The 22,161-nt window shown below is 49.8% G+C and carries 14 protein-coding genes; 12 read left to right on the forward strand and 2 right to left on the reverse strand.

Annotated features, from left to right (window positions below; genetic code table 11):
- Positions 1-8: 8 nt before the first annotated feature.
- On the reverse strand, positions 9-1,529 hold the full coding sequence (locus tag DXD65_RS07175; protein WP_008665740.1) for a hypothetical protein: 1,521 nt from the start codon (positions 1,527-1,529) through the stop codon (positions 9-11).
- A gap of 203 nt (positions 1,530-1,732) precedes the next feature.
- On the opposite strand from DXD65_RS07175, the gene DXD65_RS07180 reads away from it, so the two are divergent.
- Positions 1,733-5,788, forward strand: coding sequence for a hybrid sensor histidine kinase/response regulator transcription factor (locus tag DXD65_RS07180; protein WP_055288499.1), 4,056 nt, complete (start codon positions 1,733-1,735; stop codon positions 5,786-5,788).
- 40 nt (positions 5,789-5,828) lie between these two features.
- Here DXD65_RS07180 and DXD65_RS07185 read toward each other — a convergent pair whose 3' ends face one another.
- Positions 5,829-6,509, reverse strand: coding sequence for a tetratricopeptide repeat protein (locus DXD65_RS07185; RefSeq protein WP_034523335.1), 681 nt, complete (start codon positions 6,507-6,509; stop codon positions 5,829-5,831).
- A gap of 143 nt (positions 6,510-6,652) precedes the next feature.
- Between DXD65_RS07185 and DXD65_RS07190 the strand changes: the two genes are divergently transcribed.
- The 11 genes from DXD65_RS07190 to DXD65_RS07240 all read left to right on the forward strand — a co-directional run bounded on the left by DXD65_RS07190 (position 6,653) and on the right by DXD65_RS07240 (position 22,128).
- Positions 6,653-8,026 carry an MATE family efflux transporter gene (locus DXD65_RS07190; protein WP_117887486.1) on the forward strand — a complete coding sequence of 458 codons (1,374 nt, stop codon included), beginning with the start codon at positions 6,653-6,655 and terminating at the stop codon, positions 8,024-8,026.
- Positions 8,027-8,245: 219 nt separating this feature from the next.
- Positions 8,246-10,768: a heavy metal translocating P-type ATPase gene (locus DXD65_RS07195; RefSeq protein WP_057253206.1), complete on the forward strand. Its 2,523-nt coding sequence runs from the start codon at positions 8,246-8,248 to the stop codon at positions 10,766-10,768.
- Positions 10,769-10,856: 88 nt separating this feature from the next.
- Positions 10,857-11,795, forward strand: a complete 939-nt coding sequence (locus tag DXD65_RS07200) for a DMT family transporter (protein ID WP_005824237.1) — start codon at positions 10,857-10,859, stop codon at positions 11,793-11,795.
- 22 nt (positions 11,796-11,817) lie between these two features.
- On the forward strand, positions 11,818-12,333 hold the full coding sequence (locus DXD65_RS07205) for a nucleoside 2-deoxyribosyltransferase domain-containing protein (RefSeq protein WP_005824239.1): 516 nt from the start codon (positions 11,818-11,820) through the stop codon (positions 12,331-12,333).
- An 83-nt stretch (positions 12,334-12,416) separates the two neighbouring features.
- Positions 12,417-13,127, forward strand: a complete 711-nt coding sequence (gene pyrH, locus DXD65_RS07210) for a UMP kinase (protein WP_005824241.1) — start codon at positions 12,417-12,419, stop codon at positions 13,125-13,127.
- 113 nt (positions 13,128-13,240) lie between these two features.
- Positions 13,241-13,801, forward strand: a complete 561-nt coding sequence (gene frr, locus DXD65_RS07215) for a ribosome recycling factor (protein WP_005824243.1) — start codon at positions 13,241-13,243, stop codon at positions 13,799-13,801.
- Positions 13,802-13,907: 106 nt separating this feature from the next.
- The gene (rsgA, locus tag DXD65_RS07220) at positions 13,908-14,840 is read left to right on the forward strand and encodes a ribosome small subunit-dependent GTPase A (RefSeq protein ID WP_005824247.1); all 933 of its coding nucleotides are present in this window, start codon (positions 13,908-13,910) and stop codon (positions 14,838-14,840) included.
- A 121-nt stretch (positions 14,841-14,961) separates the two neighbouring features.
- Positions 14,962-16,044 (forward strand): efflux RND transporter periplasmic adaptor subunit, encoded by a 1,083-nt coding sequence (locus tag DXD65_RS07225; RefSeq protein WP_005824248.1) that lies wholly within the window; start codon positions 14,962-14,964, stop codon positions 16,042-16,044.
- A 40-nt stretch (positions 16,045-16,084) separates the two neighbouring features.
- Positions 16,085-19,117: an efflux RND transporter permease subunit gene (locus tag DXD65_RS07230; RefSeq protein ID WP_057087088.1), complete on the forward strand. Its 3,033-nt coding sequence runs from the start codon at positions 16,085-16,087 to the stop codon at positions 19,115-19,117.
- Positions 19,114-20,439 carry a TolC family protein gene (locus tag DXD65_RS07235; protein ID WP_022402284.1) on the forward strand — a complete coding sequence of 442 codons (1,326 nt, stop codon included), beginning with the start codon at positions 19,114-19,116 and terminating at the stop codon, positions 20,437-20,439. The genes DXD65_RS07230 and DXD65_RS07235 overlap by 4 nt, the downstream gene beginning before the upstream one ends.
- Positions 20,440-20,487: 48 nt before the next feature.
- Complete coding sequence (locus DXD65_RS07240) at positions 20,488-22,128, forward strand: amino acid permease (protein WP_044467866.1); 1,641 nt, start codon at positions 20,488-20,490, stop codon at positions 22,126-22,128.
- The last annotated feature ends 33 nt before the right edge of the window (positions 22,129-22,161 follow it).

A 22,161-nucleotide genomic window follows, 5' to 3' on the forward strand; every position in this document is an offset into this window, starting at 1 on the left:
GTTACTTTTTAATTAGCAGGCACAATCTTGCCGCGACCCAAATGCGCGTCAAACTCAAAGCGGTAGTTGCCGGTCACCGTAACCGTAGGCTTCATCCAGTTGTCACCTACCATCGAGCCGTCTTCCCAACGCTGATTGGTGCCTTCCCAATTAGGATTCACATCCCCTTTCTTACTGAAGTAACCAAACTTCTCTACATTCTGAGAGTCGTCACACCGCCATTCCACATGATCCCACCATCCGTCGGGATGATAATTGGATATGATGAAGTTCATTTCTTCACCGGCTTCCAGCGTCCAAGTTCCATTTTCCGGATAATAGAAAAGATGAGGATTATTTTTATCCTGGGCAAACAACTGATTTCCCGCATCCTGAGGAGAACCTCCCCAACCGATATAGAAATCAATGAACGATTCCCCATTCTCCCAACGGTCAAAACAAGGCTTTCCATATTCATATTTCATCGGATTTGTAGCCTCTGTCACCGAGTACGTGCGCATACTATAAGTAGACTCTTTCACATTGATGTCTATTTCATAATAAACACCAGCCTCATCCAAGACAATAGGTTTAGCCGTTTCCGGGTCATCCGTCAGTTTTGTATTATCCTCCGGATCAAGGCCAAAACAGATAGGAGTAAAGTCTGTCTTTTGCGGTAAGAAGAAAATTTCCGTACCAGCAGCTTTATTATAATAACGTGCACGATATTGGTACTCGCCCGTATGGTTAATCACCATCGGTACACCGAAAATATCACTGTTCAATTCCTCTACGGTTGCCACATCGGCCAGATACATTTTGGGGAAGTCAGGCATTTCAGATACACTGATGGTACTATTGGTCACTGTCTGATTGCCTCTGGCATCCACAGCCGTCAAAGTCACATCGTAACTTTTCACCTCATTAGGCAGAATAATCTTCTCCGTAAAGCTCAAAGTAGATTGCCCGCCAGCCTCTATACGGCGGCTTTCAAAACCTTCTACCCCAGGAATCTCAATGAGTACATAATCCAGTATGCGGTCATCTTTCACCGTGAAATTCAGGTTGAACTTTGTTTCATCCTTTATCAGTACGGTAACCTCCTTACCAGGGGCAATTGTAAATGTAGGATTCTCAAAGTCCCCATCCATCGTTATCAACACATCCTGCGACACTTCACGCCCGCCCGCATCTGTTACGGTCACTTTCACGGTGAAGCGTTCACCGATTTCATCACGCTTGAGGTCATAAGAATAGCTCAACTCATACTCCGTTTGGGGAGCTCCATAGATTTCGACCAAATCAATGGTCTTGTTCAGATAAAGATCGGCACATTGCAGATTGACGGATACAATTCCATCCTGGTCAGCCAACGAACCCTCAATGGTAAAACGATGGCCGGCACCGGATTCAATATGATCCGTCACCAATGTCATTGTCGGAATCTGCCCGTCTACATCAGAGTATCCGTCATCGTCACTACATCCAGTAGTCCATAAAGCCAGCGATAACAACGCCCAGAAAGTGGCGTTAAAGAAATGCTTCTTCATAAATATTATTATTAAAGTTAAACAAAAAAGTACATTTTGTTCCGATTTATAATAATCGGCAATGCAAACATATGCCAATTTTCGATTCAACAGCTGTATAAATCTTGCAGAGAAGGCATATAAATCTGTCAATGCACGATTTGTGCACATCATCTAAAGATTTTATTTGTACTTTTGACTCATGCAATGAAAAACGACCCGTTATGAAGAAGATTCTACTTTCCATTTTCCTATGCCTGCCATTCCTGCTATCCGCGCAGCCATATACCATAAAACATCTGAGTATCCGTGAAGGGCTGTCCAACAACCATGTGGTAAGCATAGCCCAAGACAAACGGGGCTCTCTATGGTTTGCCACAGAAGAGGGTTTAAATAAATTCGACGGAATACGCTTCCTTACCTATTATAAAGAAGAAACAACCGGCAAGCAAAGCATCACCGGCAACGAACTGAACTGTCTGCTGGACGATCCCGTCGACTCCATCTTATGGATAGGAACCCAGCGTGCCGGAATCAATGCATACAATTATGCCAACGATTCATTCATCACTTACAGACACAACGAAAACAACCCTAAAAGCCTGGTTACGGACGACATTACCAAAATCATTGCCGCCTCCGACGGTAACCTATGGATTTGCACCTATTGGAAAGGCGTGGACTATTTTGACAAGCAAACCGGGCAATTCACCCATTACAATACCGAAACCGTACCGGGTTTTGCAAGCAACCATATCTGGTCTGCCATAGACGGTGGTAACGGACTACTCTATATCGGGCATGTGGACCGGGGATTCAGTATACTTTCCATAAAAGACAAGACAGTCAAGAACTTCACACACGAGCCGCAAAACCCCAACAGCCTGCCCGGCAACGAAGTGACATGTGTCTACAAAGACAAAAGCGGAAACATATGGATAGGAACCGATAGAGGAGTGGTACTGTTTAACCCGGAAGCGGAAAGTTTCATCCCCTTCGACGACAAAACCAACTGCATATCGCACCGTGTATATGATATACACCAACTGGATGACAACAGACTTTGGATAGCCATGGAATTCGGCGGCATTGCCGTAGTGGATTTGTCCCAACAGCTTTTCCGTTCGTCGGACCAGATTCATGCGCTTTCTATCCGGGAGGGAGACGATGAATACGGCTTGTCCAACTCCAGTATCCGTTGCCTGCTCCAAGATTCCTTCGGTAATGTATGGGCAGGTTCCTGGGGAGGCGGCATCAACTTCATAAAACGCGAGCCGTCACTCTTCAGCACTTATAAATATTCTCCTTTTCCATCCACCAACAACAGCCTGAACAGTAAAATAGCCTCCGGTGTCTGTATGGACAAAGCCGGTAACCTCTGGATAGGAACCGATGGAGGAGGAATCAACGTATTCAACAAGGGAAGACGAATAGCCATATACAATGCTGACAACAAGAAATTCAGAAGCAATACGGTGCAGGCAGCCTTGTGCGACTCGAAGGGAGGATTATGGTTCGGACTTTTTTATGGAGGAATAGCCTACTACAACCCCAAGAGCCAAAGCTTCCGGCAGATTTTCTCCGAAGACAAGTCACGCACTGACGTACGTTCCTTTCATGAAGACAAGCAGGGAAACATTTGGGTCGGAACCAGCGAAGGCGTCTATCTTATAGATTGTGACAGCAAGACAATCAAGGCACACTACAATCTGGAGAACAATCTGGCCCGCTGTGTGCTGAAGGATTCCGAAGACCAAGTATGGGTAGGATTCTTCGGAGGAGGCCTGGGCCTCTATGACCCTCAACTCCAAAGCATCCAGCTCTTCAACGTCCTGGCCAAATTCCCCTCCAATACCATCAATGCTCTCTACGAAGACAGCAGAAAGCGGTTGTGGGTGGCCACGGGTGAAGGTTTGGTATGCTTCCCCTCCCTGACAGACAGAAACTACAAAGTATACCAACGTGAAAGCGGACTGGCTAACACCCACATACAAGCCATCGGTGAGGACAAGGCAGGAAATATTTGGGTGAGCACCAACAAAGGTATCAGCTGTCTTGTGGACAGTAAAGACATTTTCTATAACTACGACTATCACGACAACCTCCCCATGGGAAGCTTCAGTCGGGGCAGTGTAGCCTACGGACAAGACGGTAACTTTTACTTCGGCTCTATAAACGGTCTGTGCTACTTCAACCCGGAAGTTGTATTGCAGGAACGCAAATCACCACCCGCATTCATCACCAACATTGAAATTACCGACCCGCTGAACAAACCGGAAAACGGACAGAGCACCATTGCCTTAAACGGACAGAAGAACGTGCAACTGAAATATACACAGAATAGTTTCAGTATCCGGTTCAACATCCAGAACTATGCCCTGGTCAACCAAGTGGAATATGCCTATATGCTGAAAGGACTCGAGAACTCCTGGTATACGCTTACAGACCCCAATAATGTCACCTTTCGTAATCTTCCTCCCGGGAAATACCAGTTCCAAGTGAAAACGCGCATGCGCAACCAAGCATGGTCGGACGCAACCACCTCATTGAACATCCGCATCGCCCCACCCCTTTGGCTTACTTGGTGGGCAAAGTCATTCTATATCCTGCTGTCCCTTATCATCCTTTTCTCTATACTCTATGCCTACAAGAAAAGACTGGATGCTGAAGCACTGTACCAACTGGAGAAGCAGAGCCACGAACACGAGCAGGAACTGAACAACGAACGCCTGCGCTTCTACACCAACATCACCCATGAACTGCGCACCCCGCTTACGCTGATACTGGGTCCGCTGGAAGACATACAGAAAAGTGATACACTATCCACCAAAGACGCACAGAAGATATCCGTCATTCACCAAAGTGCCATCCGGCTACTGAACCTCATCAACCAGATATTGGAGTTCAGAAAGACCGAGACCCAGAACAAGAAACTCTGCGTGAGCCGGGACAACCTCGTACCCCTTATCCGCGAGATAGGCCTGAAGTACAAGGAACTGAACCGGAAGCCAGCCGTCGATATCCGGCTGGTGGTGGAGAAAGAGCATATGCCTATATACTTCGACAAGGAAATTATCCAGACCATCCTGGACAATCTGATATCCAATGCCCTAAAGTACACGGAAAAGGGTAGCATCAGCATCGGTATCCGACAGGTGGAACGTGCCGAAGTGAACTATACGGAAATCCGGGTCAGCGACACGGGATACGGTATCAAGCCGGAGGCACTACCCCACATATTCGACCGTTATTACCAGGAAGGCGGCAAACACCAGGCTTCGGGTACCGGTATCGGACTTTCTCTGGTGAAAAACCTCGTAGCCCTACACGAAGGGGAAATCCGCGTAGAGAGTGCTCCCAATCAAGGTAGTACCTTCTACGTCAGCCTGCTTACCGACAACAGTTACCCGCAGGCACTGCATGCCGATTCGCAGGAAAAGGAAAGCAACGTCCAGCATATAGAAGAGGCACAAGTAAATCAAGTTTCATCCAGCGACAAACCCATATTGCTGGTAGTGGAAGACAATCCGGACATCTGCGACTATATAGCCGAATCCTTCTCCGACCACTTTGAAGTAAAGACTGCCGCCAACGGAAAGCTGGGCAAGGAAAGCGCCCTGAAAGAAATACCTGACATCATCGTCAGTGACATTATGATGCCGGTAATGGACGGAAACGAGATGTGCCGTGAGCTGAAAAAAGACGTGCGCACCAGCCACATACCCATTATACTGCTGACAGCCAAAGACTCGCTGCGCGACAAAGAGGAAGGCTACCAGGTAGGTGCCGACTCCTACCTCACCAAACCGTTCAGCGCCAGCCTGCTGCATAGCCGTATAGAAAACCTGCTCCAGTCGCGGCGCAACCTGGCAAACCATTTCAGCGCCAATGCCGCCATAAGCAATAAAGCGGCTGTCATTACAGAATCGCTCAACAAGCTGGACAACGAGTTTATCCACAAGATAAACCAGCTGATAGAGGAACGGCTTTCTTCAGACAAAATAGACATCAGCTATCTTTCGGATAAAATGTGCATGAGCAATTCCACCCTCTACCGCAAGATGAAAGCGCTTACCGGACTTTCCACCAACGAATATGTCCGCAAGATAAGGATGAAACACGCCGAGCAATACCTGCTGGAAGGCAAATACAACATTTCGGAAATAGCATTCAAGGTAGGTATAAACAATCTGTTCTACTTCCGGCAATGCTTCAAGGAAGAATTCGGCTGCATACCTTCGGAATATCTGAAGAGATTAAAAGAGACCGGAGAGAAATAAGAGACAAACAGCCCCTTCCTATTAGTCGGAATGCGGACAGCTATTTCAGCTCCAGCTCCATCTTCTTTATCTTTTCCAGCGTATTGCCTGCTTCCATGGAGGGGAATACCTGAAGCACGCGTTGCAGGTATGCCTTAGCCTTGCCGTAGCTATTGGTGAACACGTCTGACAATCCGTTGCGATAGCGTGCATACTGCATCCTTGTGGGGGAAGTTATCTTTTTATAGTCTTCTTCGAGCTTCTTCTTATCCTTCTCGGCTTGGAGATAATAATAATTTCCTAAGAAAATATTGGCTTGGAGATTGTCGGCATCCAGCATCAATACCTTTTCATAGGTTTTCAAGGCATCTTTCTCCTTTCCCCGCATCATCTCCATTTCGGCACAAGAGACAAGTGCAGGTACGTCTTCGGGATGACGCTGCAAGAACTCCTTATAGAAGAGGTAGGCTTTATCGTAATTCCGCATTTCCTTGTAGTGCACAGCCAGCACATCCGCAAGACGGGGAGCCACCTCACTGCTCTTGTCCACATTGGTCCAGTAGAACATTTCCGTCCTATCCTCACCGGCATTTGCCGCCTGGCGAAACAAACTCACCGCATAGTCATCTTTACCCTCGGAAAGTGCATCGGACACTTTCGAAAGCAACTCATCTGCCGACTGTCCCCAGACAGACAGCGGACACATCAAGAACAAGGAGAAAAGCAACGTTAAGGTTTTCATTTTTAGTGTATATATATAGTTTAACAGCCCAATCAGCCTCATAGAAATCTACCTACAAAACTACGCATTTTTACGGTAACCATCAATAGTTGAAAGTAGAAAAATAGTTAACTTTGCCGACCTTAATGAATTAAATAATATAAATGAAGCCCAGAGACAGACAAATACTGCAAATAGCCTTACCTTCCATCGTATCGAACATCACCGTGCCGCTGCTCGGCCTGATTGATGTAGCCATCGTCGGCCATCTGGGTTCGCCCGCCTACATAGGCGCCATTGCCGTAGGTGGCATGCTGTTCAACATTATCTACTGGATATTCGGTTTTCTGAGGATGGGTACCAGCGGAATGACCTCGCAAGCATTCGGCAAGCGGGATTTACCGGAGGTGGTCCGCCTGCTGTTGCGTTCCGTGAGCATAGGCCTGGCAGTCGCGTTCTGCCTCATCCTGCTGCAAACGCCTATCAGGCAGGGAGCCTTCCTTCTCATCCATCCTACGGATGAAGTCAAAGAAATGGCAACGTGCTATTTCCATATCTGCATTTGGGGGGCACCTGCCATGCTGGGGCTATACGGACTGACGGGATGGTTCATCGGCATGCAGAATTCGCGTATCCCCATGTATATAGCCATCACACAGAATGTGGTCAATATCATTGCCAGCCTCGGACTGGTTTATCTGTGTGGGATGAAAGTAGAAGGAGTAGCTTTGGGGACGTTGATTGCCCAGTATGCTGGCTTCCTGATGGGCATTGTCCTTTGGATGCACAACTACGGCAGGCTGAAAAGATTCTGGGAAATTAAAAATTATAAATTAAAAATTAAAGGGGGAGAAGGGGCAGGTATCTGGGAGAAAGGGGCGATGTTCCGGTTCTTCCAAGTGAATAGGGATATTTTTCTGCGTACTCTTTGCCTGGTGGCAGTCACGTTGTTCTTCACTTCGGCGGGAGCTTCGCAGGGAGAGATTATTCTGGCGGTCAACACGCTGCTGATGCAGCTCTTCACCTTATTCTCGTATGTAATGGACGGCCTTGCCTACGCTGGCGAAGCCTTAAGCGGCAGATACATAGGCGCACGCAACCGGGAAGCCTTTACAGACACCGTCCGGCACCTCTTCGGATGGGGAGCGGTGATAGCGGTTCTCTTTACATTGGTTTATGCGCTGGGAGGCAATGCCTTCCTCGGACTATTGACGGATGACAAAGAAGTGATAGCTGTTGCCGACACCTATTTTTATTGGGCGCTTGCCGTGCCCGCCGTCGGGATAGCCGCCTTCATCTGGGACGGCATCTTTATCGGTGCCACCGCCACGCGAGGAATGCTCCTCTCCATGGCAGCGGCAGCTGTCAGCTTTTTTATCTTATATTATGGGCTGCATCCCGTCCTGGCAAACCATGCTCTATGGCTTGCCTTCCTCACTTACCTGCTGATGCGGGGAGTGGTGCAGACAGGCTTGAGCCGGGAAGTCATCCGACGGGCATTTCCCAGCAAGAAGGAACCTGCTTGGCGTGAGGGGTAGGCTATGAACAATTTCAAGGGAAAAAGCATTATCTTTGTATCGCTATGACTGATATAAAATATGGATTCCACCCTCCAGAACAAGGCGTCAGGTAGCCAGTATACGGTGCCAAACAAGTTTCAACTTTTGGCACCATCGGTTTCAAGGCATGAAACTGACGGTATTTGCATTTGGAACCAAGTCACTCATAGCAAGAGTAATGACTTATACAAAATTGTTATGGCAGAAAAGAATATAGTTCAAGAGACATTTCCCGTATTGGGAATGAGTTGCGCCTCATGCTCCGCACGGGTAGAAAAGACGCTGAACCATCAGTCAGGTGTCAAGAAAGCGGTCGTAAACTACGCTTCGGCAACGGCAACCGTGGAATATGACCCTACAAACTGTTCTTCCGAGGCTTTGCAGCAGGCTGTGCAGGCGGCCGGATATGACTTGTTGATAAACCAGGACGGCAACACGCTCGAAGAGGCGGAAGAGGCCCACAACAAGAAATTCAGCGCATTGAAATTCCGCACAACCTGGGCCATCATCTTGTCTATGCCCGTTGTCATCATAGGCATGTTCTTCATGGATATGCCCCATGCCAATCCCATCATGTGGGCGTTGTCCACTCCCGTCGTATTCTGGCTGGGGCGGGGATTCTTCACCAGCGCCTGGAAACAATTGCAGCATGGCAGCGCCAATATGGACACACTGGTAGCCATCAGTACGGGGACCGCCTATCTGTTCAGCCTGTTCAACATGCTATTTCCGGACTTCTGGCTATCCAGAGGCATCCATCCGCATGTATATTTTGAGGCGGCAAGTGTCATCATAGCCTTTATCCTGCTGGGCCGCCTGCTGGAAGAAAAAGCGAAAGGAAACACCTCAACCGCCATCAAGAAACTGATGGGGCTCCAACCCAAGACTGTGACCATCATTGTGGATGAAGGACACGCTGTCCCTCACTCTTCCTTTGAGCGCGTTATCCCTATCGAGCAGATTCGCCCCGGAGACATCGTCCTGGTGAAGCCCGGAGAACGGATTGCCGTGGATGGCATCGTGACGGAAGGTAGCTCCTACGTAGACGAAAGTATGCTGAGCGGCGAACCGGTAGCAGTATCCAAGCACAAAGACGCCAAGGTCTTTGCAGGTACCATCAACCAGAAGGGAAGTTTCCGCTTCCGGGCAGAGAAAATCGGCACGGATACACTGCTGGCGAAGATTATACACATGGTGCAGGACGCGCAAGGAAGCAAGGCACCGGTGCAGCAGCTGGTGGACAAGATAGCCGGGATATTCGTGCCTACCATTATAGGCATCGCAGTGCTTGCCTTCATCGCATGGATGCTACTGGACGGAACCGGCGGATTCACCCACGGATTGCTGGCATTTGTCACGGTGGTCATCATCGCCTGCCCGTGTGCACTGGGACTGGCTACTCCTACCGCCATCATGGTAGGCATCGGCAAGGGCGCCGAAAGGGGCATTCTGATAAAAGATGCCGAAAGCCTGGAGATTGCCAAGAAGATAGACACCGTCGTACTCGACAAGACCGGAACGGTGACCGAAGGAAAACCGGTAGTCAGCAAACTGATATGGAATACGCAGGCAATGACGCCCGGTACTGGCGCCACTGCAGGCAATGCGCTGTCGGACATTTTCTATAGTCTGGAGAAGCTCTCGGAACATCCGTTGGCAGAAGCCGTGGTGAACCACCTCAAGGAGTCGGCCCCCATAGACATTCAATACTTTGAAAGCATCACCGGAAAAGGCGTGAAAGGACGGGCACAAGGCCGGACCTACCTCGCCGGGAACCGGAAACTGCTGGAAGAAAACCATATCGCCATCCCCCCCTCCCTGCAGGAAGAGGCAACCCGACTGACATCGGAAGCACAGACCGTCATCTGGTTTGCCGATGAAGAAAACGTGCTGGCAATAGCCGGAATTACAGACCGGATAAAAGAAACTTCCATCCGCGCTGTCAGCGAGCTGCGCGCCGCCGGCATCGAAGTCCACATGCTGACCGGAGACAATGAGGCCACCGCCCGTGAGATTGCCCGCAAAGCAGGCATCGCCCACTACCAGGCCAGTGTATTGCCGCAGGACAAGGCTGCCTTCGTCAGCCGGTTGCAGGCAGAAGGCCGGAAGGTTGCCATGGTGGGCGACGGCATCAACGACAGCGCCGCCCTTGCCCAAGCCGACTTAAGCATCGCCATGGGTGGAGGCAGCGACATCGCCATGGATGTAGCCAAAATGACCATCATCTCTTCCGACCTGGCTAAGATACCGGAAGCTCTCTGTCTGTCGCGTCTCACCGTCCGGACCATCCGGCAGAATCTCTTCTGGGCATTTATATATAATATAATAGGTGTACCCATTGCGGCCGGAATACTCTATCCCATCAACGGCTTCCTGCTGAACCCGATGATAGCCGGTGCGGCCATGGCATTCAGCAGTGTCAGTGTGGTGAGCAACAGCCTGCTGCTGAAACGGAAAAGAATACATGAAGGAGAAGAAAACAAAGAAGTTGAACCGCCAACAGAAACAATCATGAAGAAAGAATTCAAAGTAGAAGGCATGATGTGCAACCATTGCCGCATGCATGTAGAGAAAGCATTGAACAGTATGGAAGGCATACACGCCACCGTAACCCTGGACCCTCCTGTAGCCACCGTAGAGTTTTCGGACGGTGAAAAGACGCTCGAAGAACTGCAGAAAGTAGTGACGAAAGAAGCCGGTGACTACACACTGAAGGCATAAGTGTAGAATTCATACGGTTTTCATACAGAAAAGAAGGAGGAAATCAAAGTAAATATCTACCTTTGCGCGCTAATTTACAGATAAAGATATGAACGCAAAAGCCAAAGGATATATTTTAGGTTCCATCGCCGCAGCCTCCTACGGCATGAATCCACTGTTTGCCCTCCCGTTGTACAAGGCCGGCATGGACCCGGACTCGGTACTTTTTTTCAGATACCTCTTCGCCATCCCGTTGCTGGGCATTATGATAAAGGCGAGAGGGCGGTCATTCAAGATACAGCGGAAAGAAACATTTCCGCTCATCATCATGGGATTGCTCGTGGCCCTCTCCTCACTGACGCTTTTTCTGAGCTATAACTACATGGCCGCCGGCATAGCGTCTACACTGCTGTTCGTCTATCCCATCATGGTGGCGCTTATTATGGCCATGGTTTTCAAAGAGAAGCTGGCACTGCAAACCATCGTCTGCATGCTGCTTGCACTGGGAGGTATCGGACTGCTCTACAAGAGCGAGGACGGCAGCACACTGAGCCTGATAGGGACACTGCTGGTTTTCGCGTCTTCCCTTTCCTATGCCATATACATCGTGGGCATCAACCAGACATCGTTGAAAAATGTGGCTACGCTTAAAGTCACCTTCTATGTCCTTCTCTTCGGCCTATCGCTTTTTGTGGCACGCCTGCTCTATTCCGGCGTACTGAACACACCGGACCAGTGGTATCTGTGGGCCAATCTGCTTGCATTGGCTGTCTTCCCCACCGCCATATCCTTCCTCTGCACTACCGGTGCCATCCAATATATCGGCTCCACCCCGACCGCCATTCTCGGCGCATTGGAGCCCGTGACAGCCATCTTCTTCGGAATAGCCGTCTTTGGAGAAAGCCTGACAGTCAGAGAAAGCTTCGGACTGGTGATGATTATCGTAGCCGTAACGTTCGTCATCGCAGGAGGCAATATTACAAGCCAACTGGTCCGTTTCAGGAAACTGTTCCCAAGACTCCCGATAAGAAGCAAGAAAAGAAACTAATCCTATAAAACCATCACCAACCATGAAGAAAAGTCTCTACCTGCTTTTACTGCTGTTGTTTCCTATCGGGCTGCAGGCTCAGTCCGAGGTTATAGTACTCCACCCGGATGAAGGCAAAGCCGAAGTGAACGAAGCCGAATACACCAGAATTTTCCTGGCAGGCACCATCGACATGGGCAAAAGCATAGACTGGCAAAAGGCAACCTGCGACTGGTTCCGCGCACGCCCCCAAGGTAAATACATCCTATACAATCCCCGAAGGGACAAGGGACTCAGCGGCGAAATGTCCGACTTTGAACATCAAGTGAACTGGGAACTGGAACATCTGGAAAAAGCCGACCTGATAATCATGAATATCCTGGCAAGCAGCAAGTCCCCCATCACCCTGCTGGAGATGGGGCTGCACATGCGTTCGGGCAAATTGCACGTTATCTGTGAACCCGGTTTCTACCGCTACGACAATGTGCGGATTACTTGCAACCGCTATGGCGTTCCGCTATATCACAGCATGGACGAGTTCCTAAAGACTGTGCGTTAGGCAACTATCCTACCACATTCTGCTGCACTTTTCAGTTTAATTCTTTATCTTTGCTGCAAAGCAATATAACAAAACTATATATTATGGCAACCTATAAAAGAATCTTATTGAAACTCAGCGGCGAGAGCCTGATGGGTGAAAAGCAATACGGCATCGACGAGAAACGCCTTGCCGAGTACGCAGCTCAAATCAAAGAAATCCACGAATTGGGAGTACAAATAGGCATCGTGATAGGCGGTGGAAACATTTTCCGCGGATTGAGCGGTGCCAACAAAGGGTTCGACCGTGTGAAAGGCGACCAGATGGGAATGCTGGCAACCGTCATCAACAGCCTTGCACTCAGTTCGGCTCTGGTAGCTGCCGGCGTGAAGGTCCGCGTGCTGACTGCCGTACGTATGGAACCCATCGGTGAATTCTACAATAAATGGCGTGCCATCGAATGTATGGAAGCAGGCGAAGTAGTCATCATGTCCGCCGGTACAGGCAATCCGTTCTTCACTACCGATACCGGTTCCAGTCTGCGCGGCATCGAGATTGAGGCGGATGTCATGCTGAAAGGTACCCGTGTGGACGGCATCTACACCGCCGACCCGGAGAAGGACCCGACAGCCACGAAGTTCCACGACATCACCTACGACGAAGTGCTGAAGCGCGGTCTGAAAGTGATGGACCTCACTGCCACCTGCATGTGCAAAGAGAATAACCTGCCCATCATCGTTTTTGACATGGACACAGTGGGTAATCTGAAAAAAGTGATGCAAGGAGAAGAAATCGGTACACTGGTGCACAATTGAATGGAAAATGGAGAATAAAAAATGAATGTTATTTAATTCTTAATTCTCAATTTTCAATTTAATAATTATATTTGCAAAGTTTCAAATCAAAGCTATTTCAAAACGAAAATAATATGAGAGACGTAAAAGACATCTTAGACGAAGCGCAAGAAAGTATGGACATGGCCATCATGTATCTGGACGAGGCACTGGCTCATATCCGCGCCGGAAAAGCCGATATCCGTTTGCTGGACGGTATCCGTGTGGATTCTTATGGAAGTATGGTTCCTATCAACAATGTGGCAGCCGTAACCACTCCGGACGCACGCAGCATTGCCATCAAGCCATGGGATAAGAGCATGTTCCGCGTCATTGAAAAGGCCATCATTGACTCCAGTCTCGGCATCATGCCCGAAAACAATGGTGAGATTATCCGTATCGGCATCCCGCCACTGACGGAAGAACGCCGTAAACAACTTGCCAAACAGTGTAAGGGAGAAGGAGAAACTGCCAAGGTAAGTGTACGTAATGCACGCCGTGATGCCATCGACGCCTTGAAGAAATCCGTAAAGGACGGACTGGCCGAAGACGCCCAGAAAGGCGGTGAAGAAAAGCTGCAGAAGATTCACGACAAGTTCATCAAGCAGATTGATGACATGCTGGCTGCAAAGGATAAAGAAATCATGACCGTTTAATTAAGTTGAAAACGGAAAATGGAAAGTTGAAAATAAACCGATATACCAAGTATAGAAGCCTTTCAACCTTCCATTTTCAACTTTCAACTTTCAACTTTCAATTATTTTGAGGGGACTCGTTATAAAAAACACCGGAAGTTGGTACTTGGTACGGACTGACGACGGAAGGGAGATTGAATGTAAAATCAAAGGGAACTTCCGGCTGAAAGGCATACGAAGCACTAATCCCGTGGCTGTAGGCGATTATGTGAACATCATACTGAACCAAGAAGGTACGGCCTTTATCAGCGAGATAGAGGACCGGAAGAATTACATCATCCGCCGCGCCTCCAACCTTTCCAAGCAATCGCACATTCTTGCCGCCAACCTCGACCAGTGCATGCTCATAGTGACGGTGAACTATCCCGAGACCTCCACTACCTTTATAGACCGTTTTCTCGCCTCTGCCGAGGCATACCGTGTTCCCGTCAAGATTATATTCAACAAAGTGGATGCCTACAATGAAGAGGAACTGCACTATCTGGACAGTCTCATCAACCTTTACACCACCATCGGCTATCCTTGTTTCAAGGTTTCTGCCAGAAAAGGGGAAGGCATCGACACTATCGAGAAAGAACTCAAAGGACGCATAACCCTCTTTTCCGGACATTCCGGAGTAGGGAAATCGACACTCATCAAGGCAATACTGCCCGATATAGAGATTAAAACCGGAGAGATATCCACCTATCATAATAAAGGTATGCACACCACTACCTTCTCAGAAATGTTCCCGGTTCCGGGCAACGGATATATCATTGACACTCCGGGCATCAAAGGTTTCGGAACATTCGATATGGAAGAAGAAGAGATAGGCCACTACTTCCCGGAAATATTCAAGGTATCTGCCGACTGCCGTTACGGCAACTGTACCCACCGCCACGAACCCGGATGCGCTGTACGCGAGGCTGTCGAGAAGCACTATATCAGCGAATCCCGTTACGCTTCTTATCTGAACATGCTGGAGGACAAGGAGGAGGGAAAATACCGGGCTGCTTACTGATTTGTCATTTTATCACCTTTCCAATCCATATTCTTACACTTTTTAACTCTTTATCTTTTAAACTATTCTCTTTTCCCGTAGTCTAATCTAAGGCTGATTTTATTACTACTAATACTACAACATGAATAAGAGAGTTAAATGGGGCATCATTATCGTGATTGGTGCCGGACTGATTGGAGGAGGAATCTACTCCCAATTACCTAAAGAGAATGAAGAATTAGCCGCTGCAGACAAGGTGATGACCGGTCAACGTAGCGGTAAGAAAATTCTAAACGTAAACGCAAAAATAATCAAACCGCAACTGCTGAAGGATGAAATACAAATCAGCGGCAGCCTGCTGCCGGATGAGGAAGTGGACCTTTCTTTCGAGACATCCGGCAAAATCATAGAGATAAATTTTGAAGAAGGCAGCTTCGTCAAGAAAGGACAATTACTTGCCAAAGTTAATGACCGGCCGCTGCAAGCACAATTGCAACGCCTCGTCTCCCAATTAAAGTTGGCAGAAGACCGCGTGTTTCGCCAGAACGCCCTGCTGGAAAGGGATGCGGTCAGTAAAGAAGCCTACGAACAAGTAAAGACCGAGCTGGCCACCCTGAATGCCGACATTGACCTGATAGAATCGAACATCGCACAAACTGAGCTGCGTGCTCCTTTCGACGGTGTCATCGGTCTGCGCCAAGTCAGTGTGGGTACTTACGCTTCCCCTACAACCATTGTAGCCAAACTCACCAAGATTTCGCCGTTGAAGGTGGAATTTGCCGTACCCGAGCGGTATGCCAATGACGTAAAGACCGGCGCCGGACTGGACTTCACTCTCGAAGGAAAGCTAAATACCTTCCACGCCACGGTTTATGCACGCGAATCAAAGATAGACCCTACTACCCATACCCTGACAATCCGTGCACTTTATCCCAATGCCAACGGAGCTGTGCTTCCGGGCCGCTATGCCAGCATCAAGCTGAACAAGGATGAAATTCAGGACGCCCTTGCCGTACCGTCCGAAGCCATTGTGCCGGAAATGGGAAAAGACAAGATATTCCTCTATAAGTCGGGAAAAGCCCAGCCGGTAGAGATTACTACGGGAATCCGTACGGAAGCGGAAGTACAAGTATTGCAAGGCTTGCAGGCAGGAGATACCATCATCACCTCGGGAACCCTGCAACTCCGTACCGGACTACCGGTAACACTGGACAATATCAATTGACAACTGTCAATTATCAACCGTTAATTATCAATTGTAAAGAATGAATATATCCGAATTAAGTATACGGCGACCGGTACTCTCGACAGTACTTACCCTGATAATCCTGCTGTTTGGCTTCATCGGCTACAATTATCTGGGTGTACGCGAGTACCCATCTGTAGACAATCCCATCATATCAGTATCCTGCTCCTATCCGGGTGCCAACGCCGATGTCATCGAGAACCAGATAACGGAGCCTCTGGAGCAGAACATCAACGGTATTCCCGGCATACGCTCCCTCTCCAGTGTCAGCCAGCAAGGCTCATCACGCATTACAGTAGAGTTTGAGCTTTCCGTTGACCTGGAAACCGCCGCCAACGACGTACGTGATAAAGTGTCGCGTGCACAACGCTATCTGCCTCGTGACTGTGACCCGCCTACCGTATCAAAAGCCGATGCGGACGCCACCCCTATCCTGATGGTTGCCCTCCAAAGTGACAAACGTTCCCTACTGGAGCTCAGTGAAATAGCCGACCTGACTGTCAAGGAGCAGCTTCAGACTATTTCAGATGTAAGTAGTGTAAGTATCTGGGGAGAAAAGCGCTATTCCATGCGGCTTTGGCTGGACCCCATCAAGATGTCCGGCTATGGAATCACTCCTCTGGATGTAAAGAATGCGGTGGACAACGAAAACGTAGAGCTCCCTTCCGGAAGTATCGAAGGAAACACTACCGAGCTCACCATCCGTACGTTGGGTCTGATGCATACAGCCGAAGAGTTCAACAATCTTATCCTGAAGGAAGACGGTAACCGTATTGTCCGCTTCAGCGACATTGGACGTGCCGAACTGGGACCAGCCGACATCAAAAGTTATATGAAGATGAACGGTGTGCCCATGGTAGGTGTCGTAGTAATTCCGCAGCCGGGTGCCAACCACATTGAAATAGCCAACGCCGTATATGACCGCATGGAGAAGATGAAGAAAGACCTTCCCGAAGATGTTCATTACAACTACGGTTTTGACAATACCAAGTTTATCCGCGCTTCTATCGACGAGGTGAAGCAGACGGTGTATGAGGCCTTTGTACTGGTTATCATCATCATTTTCCTCTTCTTGCGCGATTGGCGTGTGACGCTTGTGCCATGTATTGTAATCCCCGTTTCGCTGATTGGAGCTTTCTTCGTCATGTATCTGGCCGGTTTCTCCATCAATGTGCTCTCCATGCTTGCCGTGGTGCTTGCCGTGGGCTTGGTGGTGGACGACGCCATCGTGATGACGGAGAACATTTATGTCCGCATCGAGAAAGGGATGCCCCCGAAAGAAGCCGGCATAGAAGGAGCCAAGGAGATTTTCTTTGCCGTCATCTCCACTACCATTACGCTGGTGGCGGTATTCTTCCCTATTGTATTCATGGACGGTACGACAGGACGACTGTTCCGCGAATTCAGTATCGTGGTCTCCGGTTCGGTGATTATCTCCTCCTTCGCCGCATTGACTTTTACGCCGATGCTTGCCACCAAACTTTTAATCAAAAGGGAACAGCAGAGCTGGTTCTATCGCAAGACCGAACCTTTCTTCGAAGGGATGAACCGGGTATACAGCCAGTCACTGGCCGCCTTCCTGAAACGGCGCTGGATTGCCCTGCCCTTCACCATCGTCACCATCCTGCTTATCGGAGTCCTTTGGAATACTATCCCGGCTGAAATGGCGCCATTGGAGGACCGTTCGCAAATCAGTATCAATACAATGGGTGCCGAAGGAGTGACTTACGAATATATCCGCGACTATACCGAAGACATCAATCATCTGGTGGACTCCATTATCCCGGATGCAGAAGCGGTAACAGCGCGTGTATCCAGTGGTAGCGGTAACGTACGTATCACACTGAAAGACATGAAAGACCGTGACTATACCCAGATGGAAGTTGCCGAAAAGTTGTCGAAGGCAGTGCAGAAAAAGACCATGGCACGCTCTTTCGTACAGCAGTCCTCCTCATTCGGAGGACGGCGCGGCGGTATGCCCGTGCAGTATGTATTGCAGGCAACCAATATCGAGAAATTGCAGGAGGTGCTCCCCAAGTTCATGACGAAGGTCTACGAAAATCCGGTATTCCAGATGGCAGACGTAAACTTGAAGTTCAGCAAGCCTGAAGCACGCATCAACATCAACCGTGACAAGGCGAGCATCATGGGCGTAAGCACCAAGAACATTGCCCAAACCCTGCAATACGGCTTGAGCGGACAGCGCATGGGCTACTTCTACATGAACGGAAAGCAATACGAGATATTAGGCGAAATCAACCGCCAGCAACGCAACAAGCCCGCCGACCTGAAAGGCATCTATATCCGAAGCGACAACGGGAACATGGTACAGCTGGACAACCTAATTGAGCTTACCGGCGGCATCGCACCTCCGAAACTGTACCGTTACAACCGTTTCGTTTCCGCCACCATCTCCGCGGGACTGGCGGACGGCAAGACCATCGGACAAGGTCTGGATGAAATGGACAAGATTGCCAAGGAGACGCTGGACGAGACCTTCCGCACCGCACTGACCGGAGACTCCAAAGAGTATAGGGAGAGTTCCTCCAGTCTGATGTTCGCCTTCATTCTGGCCATCGTGCTGATTTACCTGATTCTGGCCGCCCAGTTCGAAAGCTTCAAGGACCCGCTGATTATCATGTTGACGGTGCCTCTCGCCATTGCCGGCGCACTGGTGTTCATGTATTTCGGGGGGATTACGATGAATATATTCAGCCAGATTGGTATTATCATGCTGATTGGTCTAGTGGCAAAGAACGGTATTCTGATTGTGGAATTTGCCAATCAGAAGCAGGAAGCGGGTGAAGACAAGATGCGAGCCATCAAGGACGCCTCCCTGCAACGTCTGCGCCCCATCCTGATGACGAGTGCCTCCACCATCCTGGGATTGATACCGCTTGCCTACGCCACCGGCGAAGGCTGCAACCAGCGCATCGCCATGGGTACTGCCGTCGTAGGCGGCATGCTCATCTCCACACTGCTGACGATGTACATCGTGCCTGCCATATATAGTTATGTATCAACGAACCGAAGTAAACTGAAGACCGAATGAAACGCATTGTTTTAATTTTCATAGCCACTGCCTGCACAGCGCTGGGCCTTTATGCACAGCCTGCGCCTACCTACACCTTGAAGTCCTGCCTGGAGCAAGGATTGCTGAACAACTACTCCCTGCGCATTGTCCGCAATGAAGAGCAGGTCAGCAAGAACAACGCCACACTGGGCAATGCGGGCTACCTGCCCACACTGGGCCTCTCCGCCGGCTACAAGGGAACCATAGACAATACCGAGACCAAAGCCCGAGCCACCGGAGAGACAACCAAGGACAACGGAGTGTTTGACCAAACTCTCGATGCAGGCATCAACCTGAACTGGACCATCTTCGACGGTTTCAACATTACCGCCAACTACCAACGGCTCAAGGAGCTGGAACGCCAAGGCGAGACCAATACGCGCATCGCCATCGAGGACCTGATAGCCAACATAGCCGCCGAATACTATAACTATGTGCAGCAAAAAATCCGCTTGAAGAACTTCCGTTATGCCGTATCGCTATCCAAAGAGCGCCTGCGCATTGTGGAAGAGCGTTACCACATCGGTAACTTCTCGCGCCTGGACTACCAGCAGGCCAAAGTGGACTTCAATGCCGACAGTGCCCAATACATGAAACAGCAGGAACTGCTGCACACCTCACGTATCCAGCTGAACGAACTCATGGCAAACAAAGATGTAGACCAGCCGTTTATCATACAAGACAGCCTCATCAACGTGACCGCCTCCCTGAACTTCGAGGAGCTGTGGAACGCCACCCTCACCATCAACGCCTCACTGCTACGTGCCGAACAGAACAATACCCTGGCCCGTCTGGACTACAAGAAAGTCTGCTCGCGCGACTACCCATACGTGAAGATGAACGGCGGATACGGCTACACCCTCAACAAGTATGACATCTCTGCCAACAGCCGCCGCAGCAACCTCGGTCTGAACTTCGGCGTCACGGTCGGCTTCAATCTGTTCGACGGCAACCGGCGCCGCGAACGCAAGAATGCCCGCATTGCCGTACAGAATGCTCGCCTGGAACGGGAGCAACTGGAGCAGGCCCTGCGCGCCGACCTCAGCAACCTATGGCAGGCCTACCAAAACAACCTGCAAATGCTGAACCTGGAACGCCAGAACCTTGTGGCTGCCAAGGAGAACCACGAGATTGCCATGGAACGATATATGCTGGGCAACCTCTCGGGAATCGAGATGCGCGAAGCCCAAAAGAGTCTGCTGGATGCAGAAGAACGTATTCTCTCCGCGGAATATGATACCAAATTATGTGAAATCTCCCTACTGCAAATCAGTGGAAAAGTAGCGCGCTATATGGAATAAGCAATATAATCCGTACCTTTACGCCCGATTTATCAGAATTAAAGCACAATGGGATTATTCATCAGAAAGCCATTCGAGGCACTGCAAGCGGAGGCGAATGCCTCCGGAAAGAAAACATTGAAACGTGTACTTGGTCCGTGGAGCCTTGTTGCCCTGGGCGTGGGAGTCATCATCGGAGCGGGTCTATTCTCCATCACCGGAACGGTGGCGGCAGGCTATACGGGACCGGCCATCACACTGTCCTTTGCCATTGCCGCACTGGGATGCTGCTTCGCCGGACTATGTTATGCGGAATTTGCATCCATGATACCCGTAGCCGGCAGCGCATACACCTACTCGTATGCCACGATGGGCGAACTCATCGCCTGGATTATCGGGTGGGACCTGGTATTGGAATACACCGTAGCCGCAACCACGGTAAGCATCAGTTGGAGCCGCTATCTGGTCGTCTTTCTCGAGGGACTGGACATACATCTACCGCAAGTCCTCACCGCCTGTCCCTGGGATGGTGGAGTCGTAAATATCCCCGCCTTCCTTATCGTCGTGCTGATGAGCCTCTTCCTGATACGGGGTACGGAAGGCAGCTCCATCTTCAACGGCTTCATTGTATTCCTGAAGGTTTCCGTCATACTGATTTTTGTCATACTCGGCTGGAAATACATCAATACCGACAACTATACACCTTACATCCCTGCCAATACGGGCGTGCTGGGCGAATATGGCTTCTCCGGCATCCTGCGAGGGGCGGCCATCGTATTCTTCGCCTTCCTCGGGTTCGACGCTGTGAGCACAGCCGCCCAAGAGACGAAGAACCCGAAGCGGAACATGCCTATCGGCATTCTGGTCTCCTTGCTGGTATGCACCGTGCTCTATATGGTTTTTGCCCACGTCATGACGGGAGTGGCACACTACACCGCCTTCAGCGGACAGCAAGGCATTGCTCCCGTTGCCATAGCCATAGAGCACATGGGGCAGGCTGATGCTGCAGGTATCATCCAGCCGGACTATCCCTGGCTGAACCGTGCCATCGTGCTGTCCATTCTGTTCGGATATTGCTCCGTCATCATGGTGACACTGCTGGGACAGAGCCGCGTATTCCTAAGCATGAGCCATGACGGGCTGCTGCCTCCTTTCTTCTCGCATATCAACGAAAAGTTCCGTACTCCGGCACGCAGCAACCTGCTCTTCATGGTACTTGTGGGCCTGCTGGCAGCTTTTGTACCCGCACGGCTGGCCGGAGAGATGACAAGCATCGGCACGCTGATGGCCTTCACGCTGGTCTGTGCCGCTGTACTGGTAGTACGCAGAACCATGCCTGACGTGCCCCGTTCCTTTAAAACCCCACTTGTTCCACTTATCCCCATACTGGGTATTCTTACTTGCCTTTGCATGATGTTGTTCCTTCCTGCCGATACATGGATACGCCTGGTGCTGTGGATGCTCATCGGTCTGGACATCTACGTGGGCTACGGCATGAAGCACAGTAAGCTGGAGCATGGAGGCGACACCCGCCACGGGCAGGTGACCTTGAACATGATTGGACTTATCCTTGCCGTTCTTTGTGTCATCACCGGACTGTGGCACCAACAGACTGTGGGATGGGGAGAAAGCAAAGTGCTGCTGATTATCTCGTTTGTTTTCGCATTCACGCACTGCGCTTACTATATGTGGAGAATCTGGAGAAGATAATAAGCCCTAAATCTCCTCCTTTAAAGATAAACA

It is taken from the genome of Bacteroides sp. 4_1_36 (assembly GCF_003466325.1).
In the GTDB taxonomy this organism is placed as follows: Bacteria; Bacteroidota; Bacteroidia; order Bacteroidales; family Bacteroidaceae; genus Bacteroides; species Bacteroides uniformis.

What these genes read in the sequence shown, in the direction of transcription:
- DXD65_RS07190 (WP_117887486.1), top strand. Translation starts at nt 6,653, where the DNA reads ATGAAGCCCAGAGACAGACAAATACTGCAAATAGCCTTACCTTCCATC.
- DXD65_RS07180 (WP_055288499.1), top strand. Translation starts at nt 1,733, where the DNA reads ATGAAGAAGATTCTACTTTCCATTTTCCTATGCCTGCCATTCCTGCTA.
- frr (WP_005824243.1), top strand. Translation starts at nt 13,241, where the DNA reads ATGAGAGACGTAAAAGACATCTTAGACGAAGCGCAAGAAAGTATGGAC.
- DXD65_RS07240 (WP_044467866.1), top strand. Translation starts at nt 20,488, where the DNA reads ATGGGATTATTCATCAGAAAGCCATTCGAGGCACTGCAAGCGGAGGCG.
- DXD65_RS07175 (WP_008665740.1), bottom strand. Translation starts at nt 1,529, where the DNA reads ATGAAGAAGCATTTCTTTAACGCCACTTTCTGGGCGTTGTTATCGCTG.
- DXD65_RS07205 (WP_005824239.1), top strand. Translation starts at nt 11,818, where the DNA reads ATGAAGAAAAGTCTCTACCTGCTTTTACTGCTGTTGTTTCCTATCGGG.
- DXD65_RS07185 (WP_034523335.1), bottom strand. Translation starts at nt 6,509, where the DNA reads ATGAAAACCTTAACGTTGCTTTTCTCCTTGTTCTTGATGTGTCCGCTG.
- pyrH (WP_005824241.1), top strand. Translation starts at nt 12,417, where the DNA reads ATGGCAACCTATAAAAGAATCTTATTGAAACTCAGCGGCGAGAGCCTG.
- DXD65_RS07200 (WP_005824237.1), top strand. Translation starts at nt 10,857, where the DNA reads ATGAACGCAAAAGCCAAAGGATATATTTTAGGTTCCATCGCCGCAGCC.
- DXD65_RS07225 (WP_005824248.1), top strand. Translation starts at nt 14,962, where the DNA reads ATGAATAAGAGAGTTAAATGGGGCATCATTATCGTGATTGGTGCCGGA.
- DXD65_RS07195 (WP_057253206.1), top strand. Translation starts at nt 8,246, where the DNA reads ATGGCAGAAAAGAATATAGTTCAAGAGACATTTCCCGTATTGGGAATG.
- DXD65_RS07235 (WP_022402284.1), top strand. Translation starts at nt 19,114, where the DNA reads ATGAAACGCATTGTTTTAATTTTCATAGCCACTGCCTGCACAGCGCTG.
- DXD65_RS07230 (WP_057087088.1), top strand. Translation starts at nt 16,085, where the DNA reads ATGAATATATCCGAATTAAGTATACGGCGACCGGTACTCTCGACAGTA.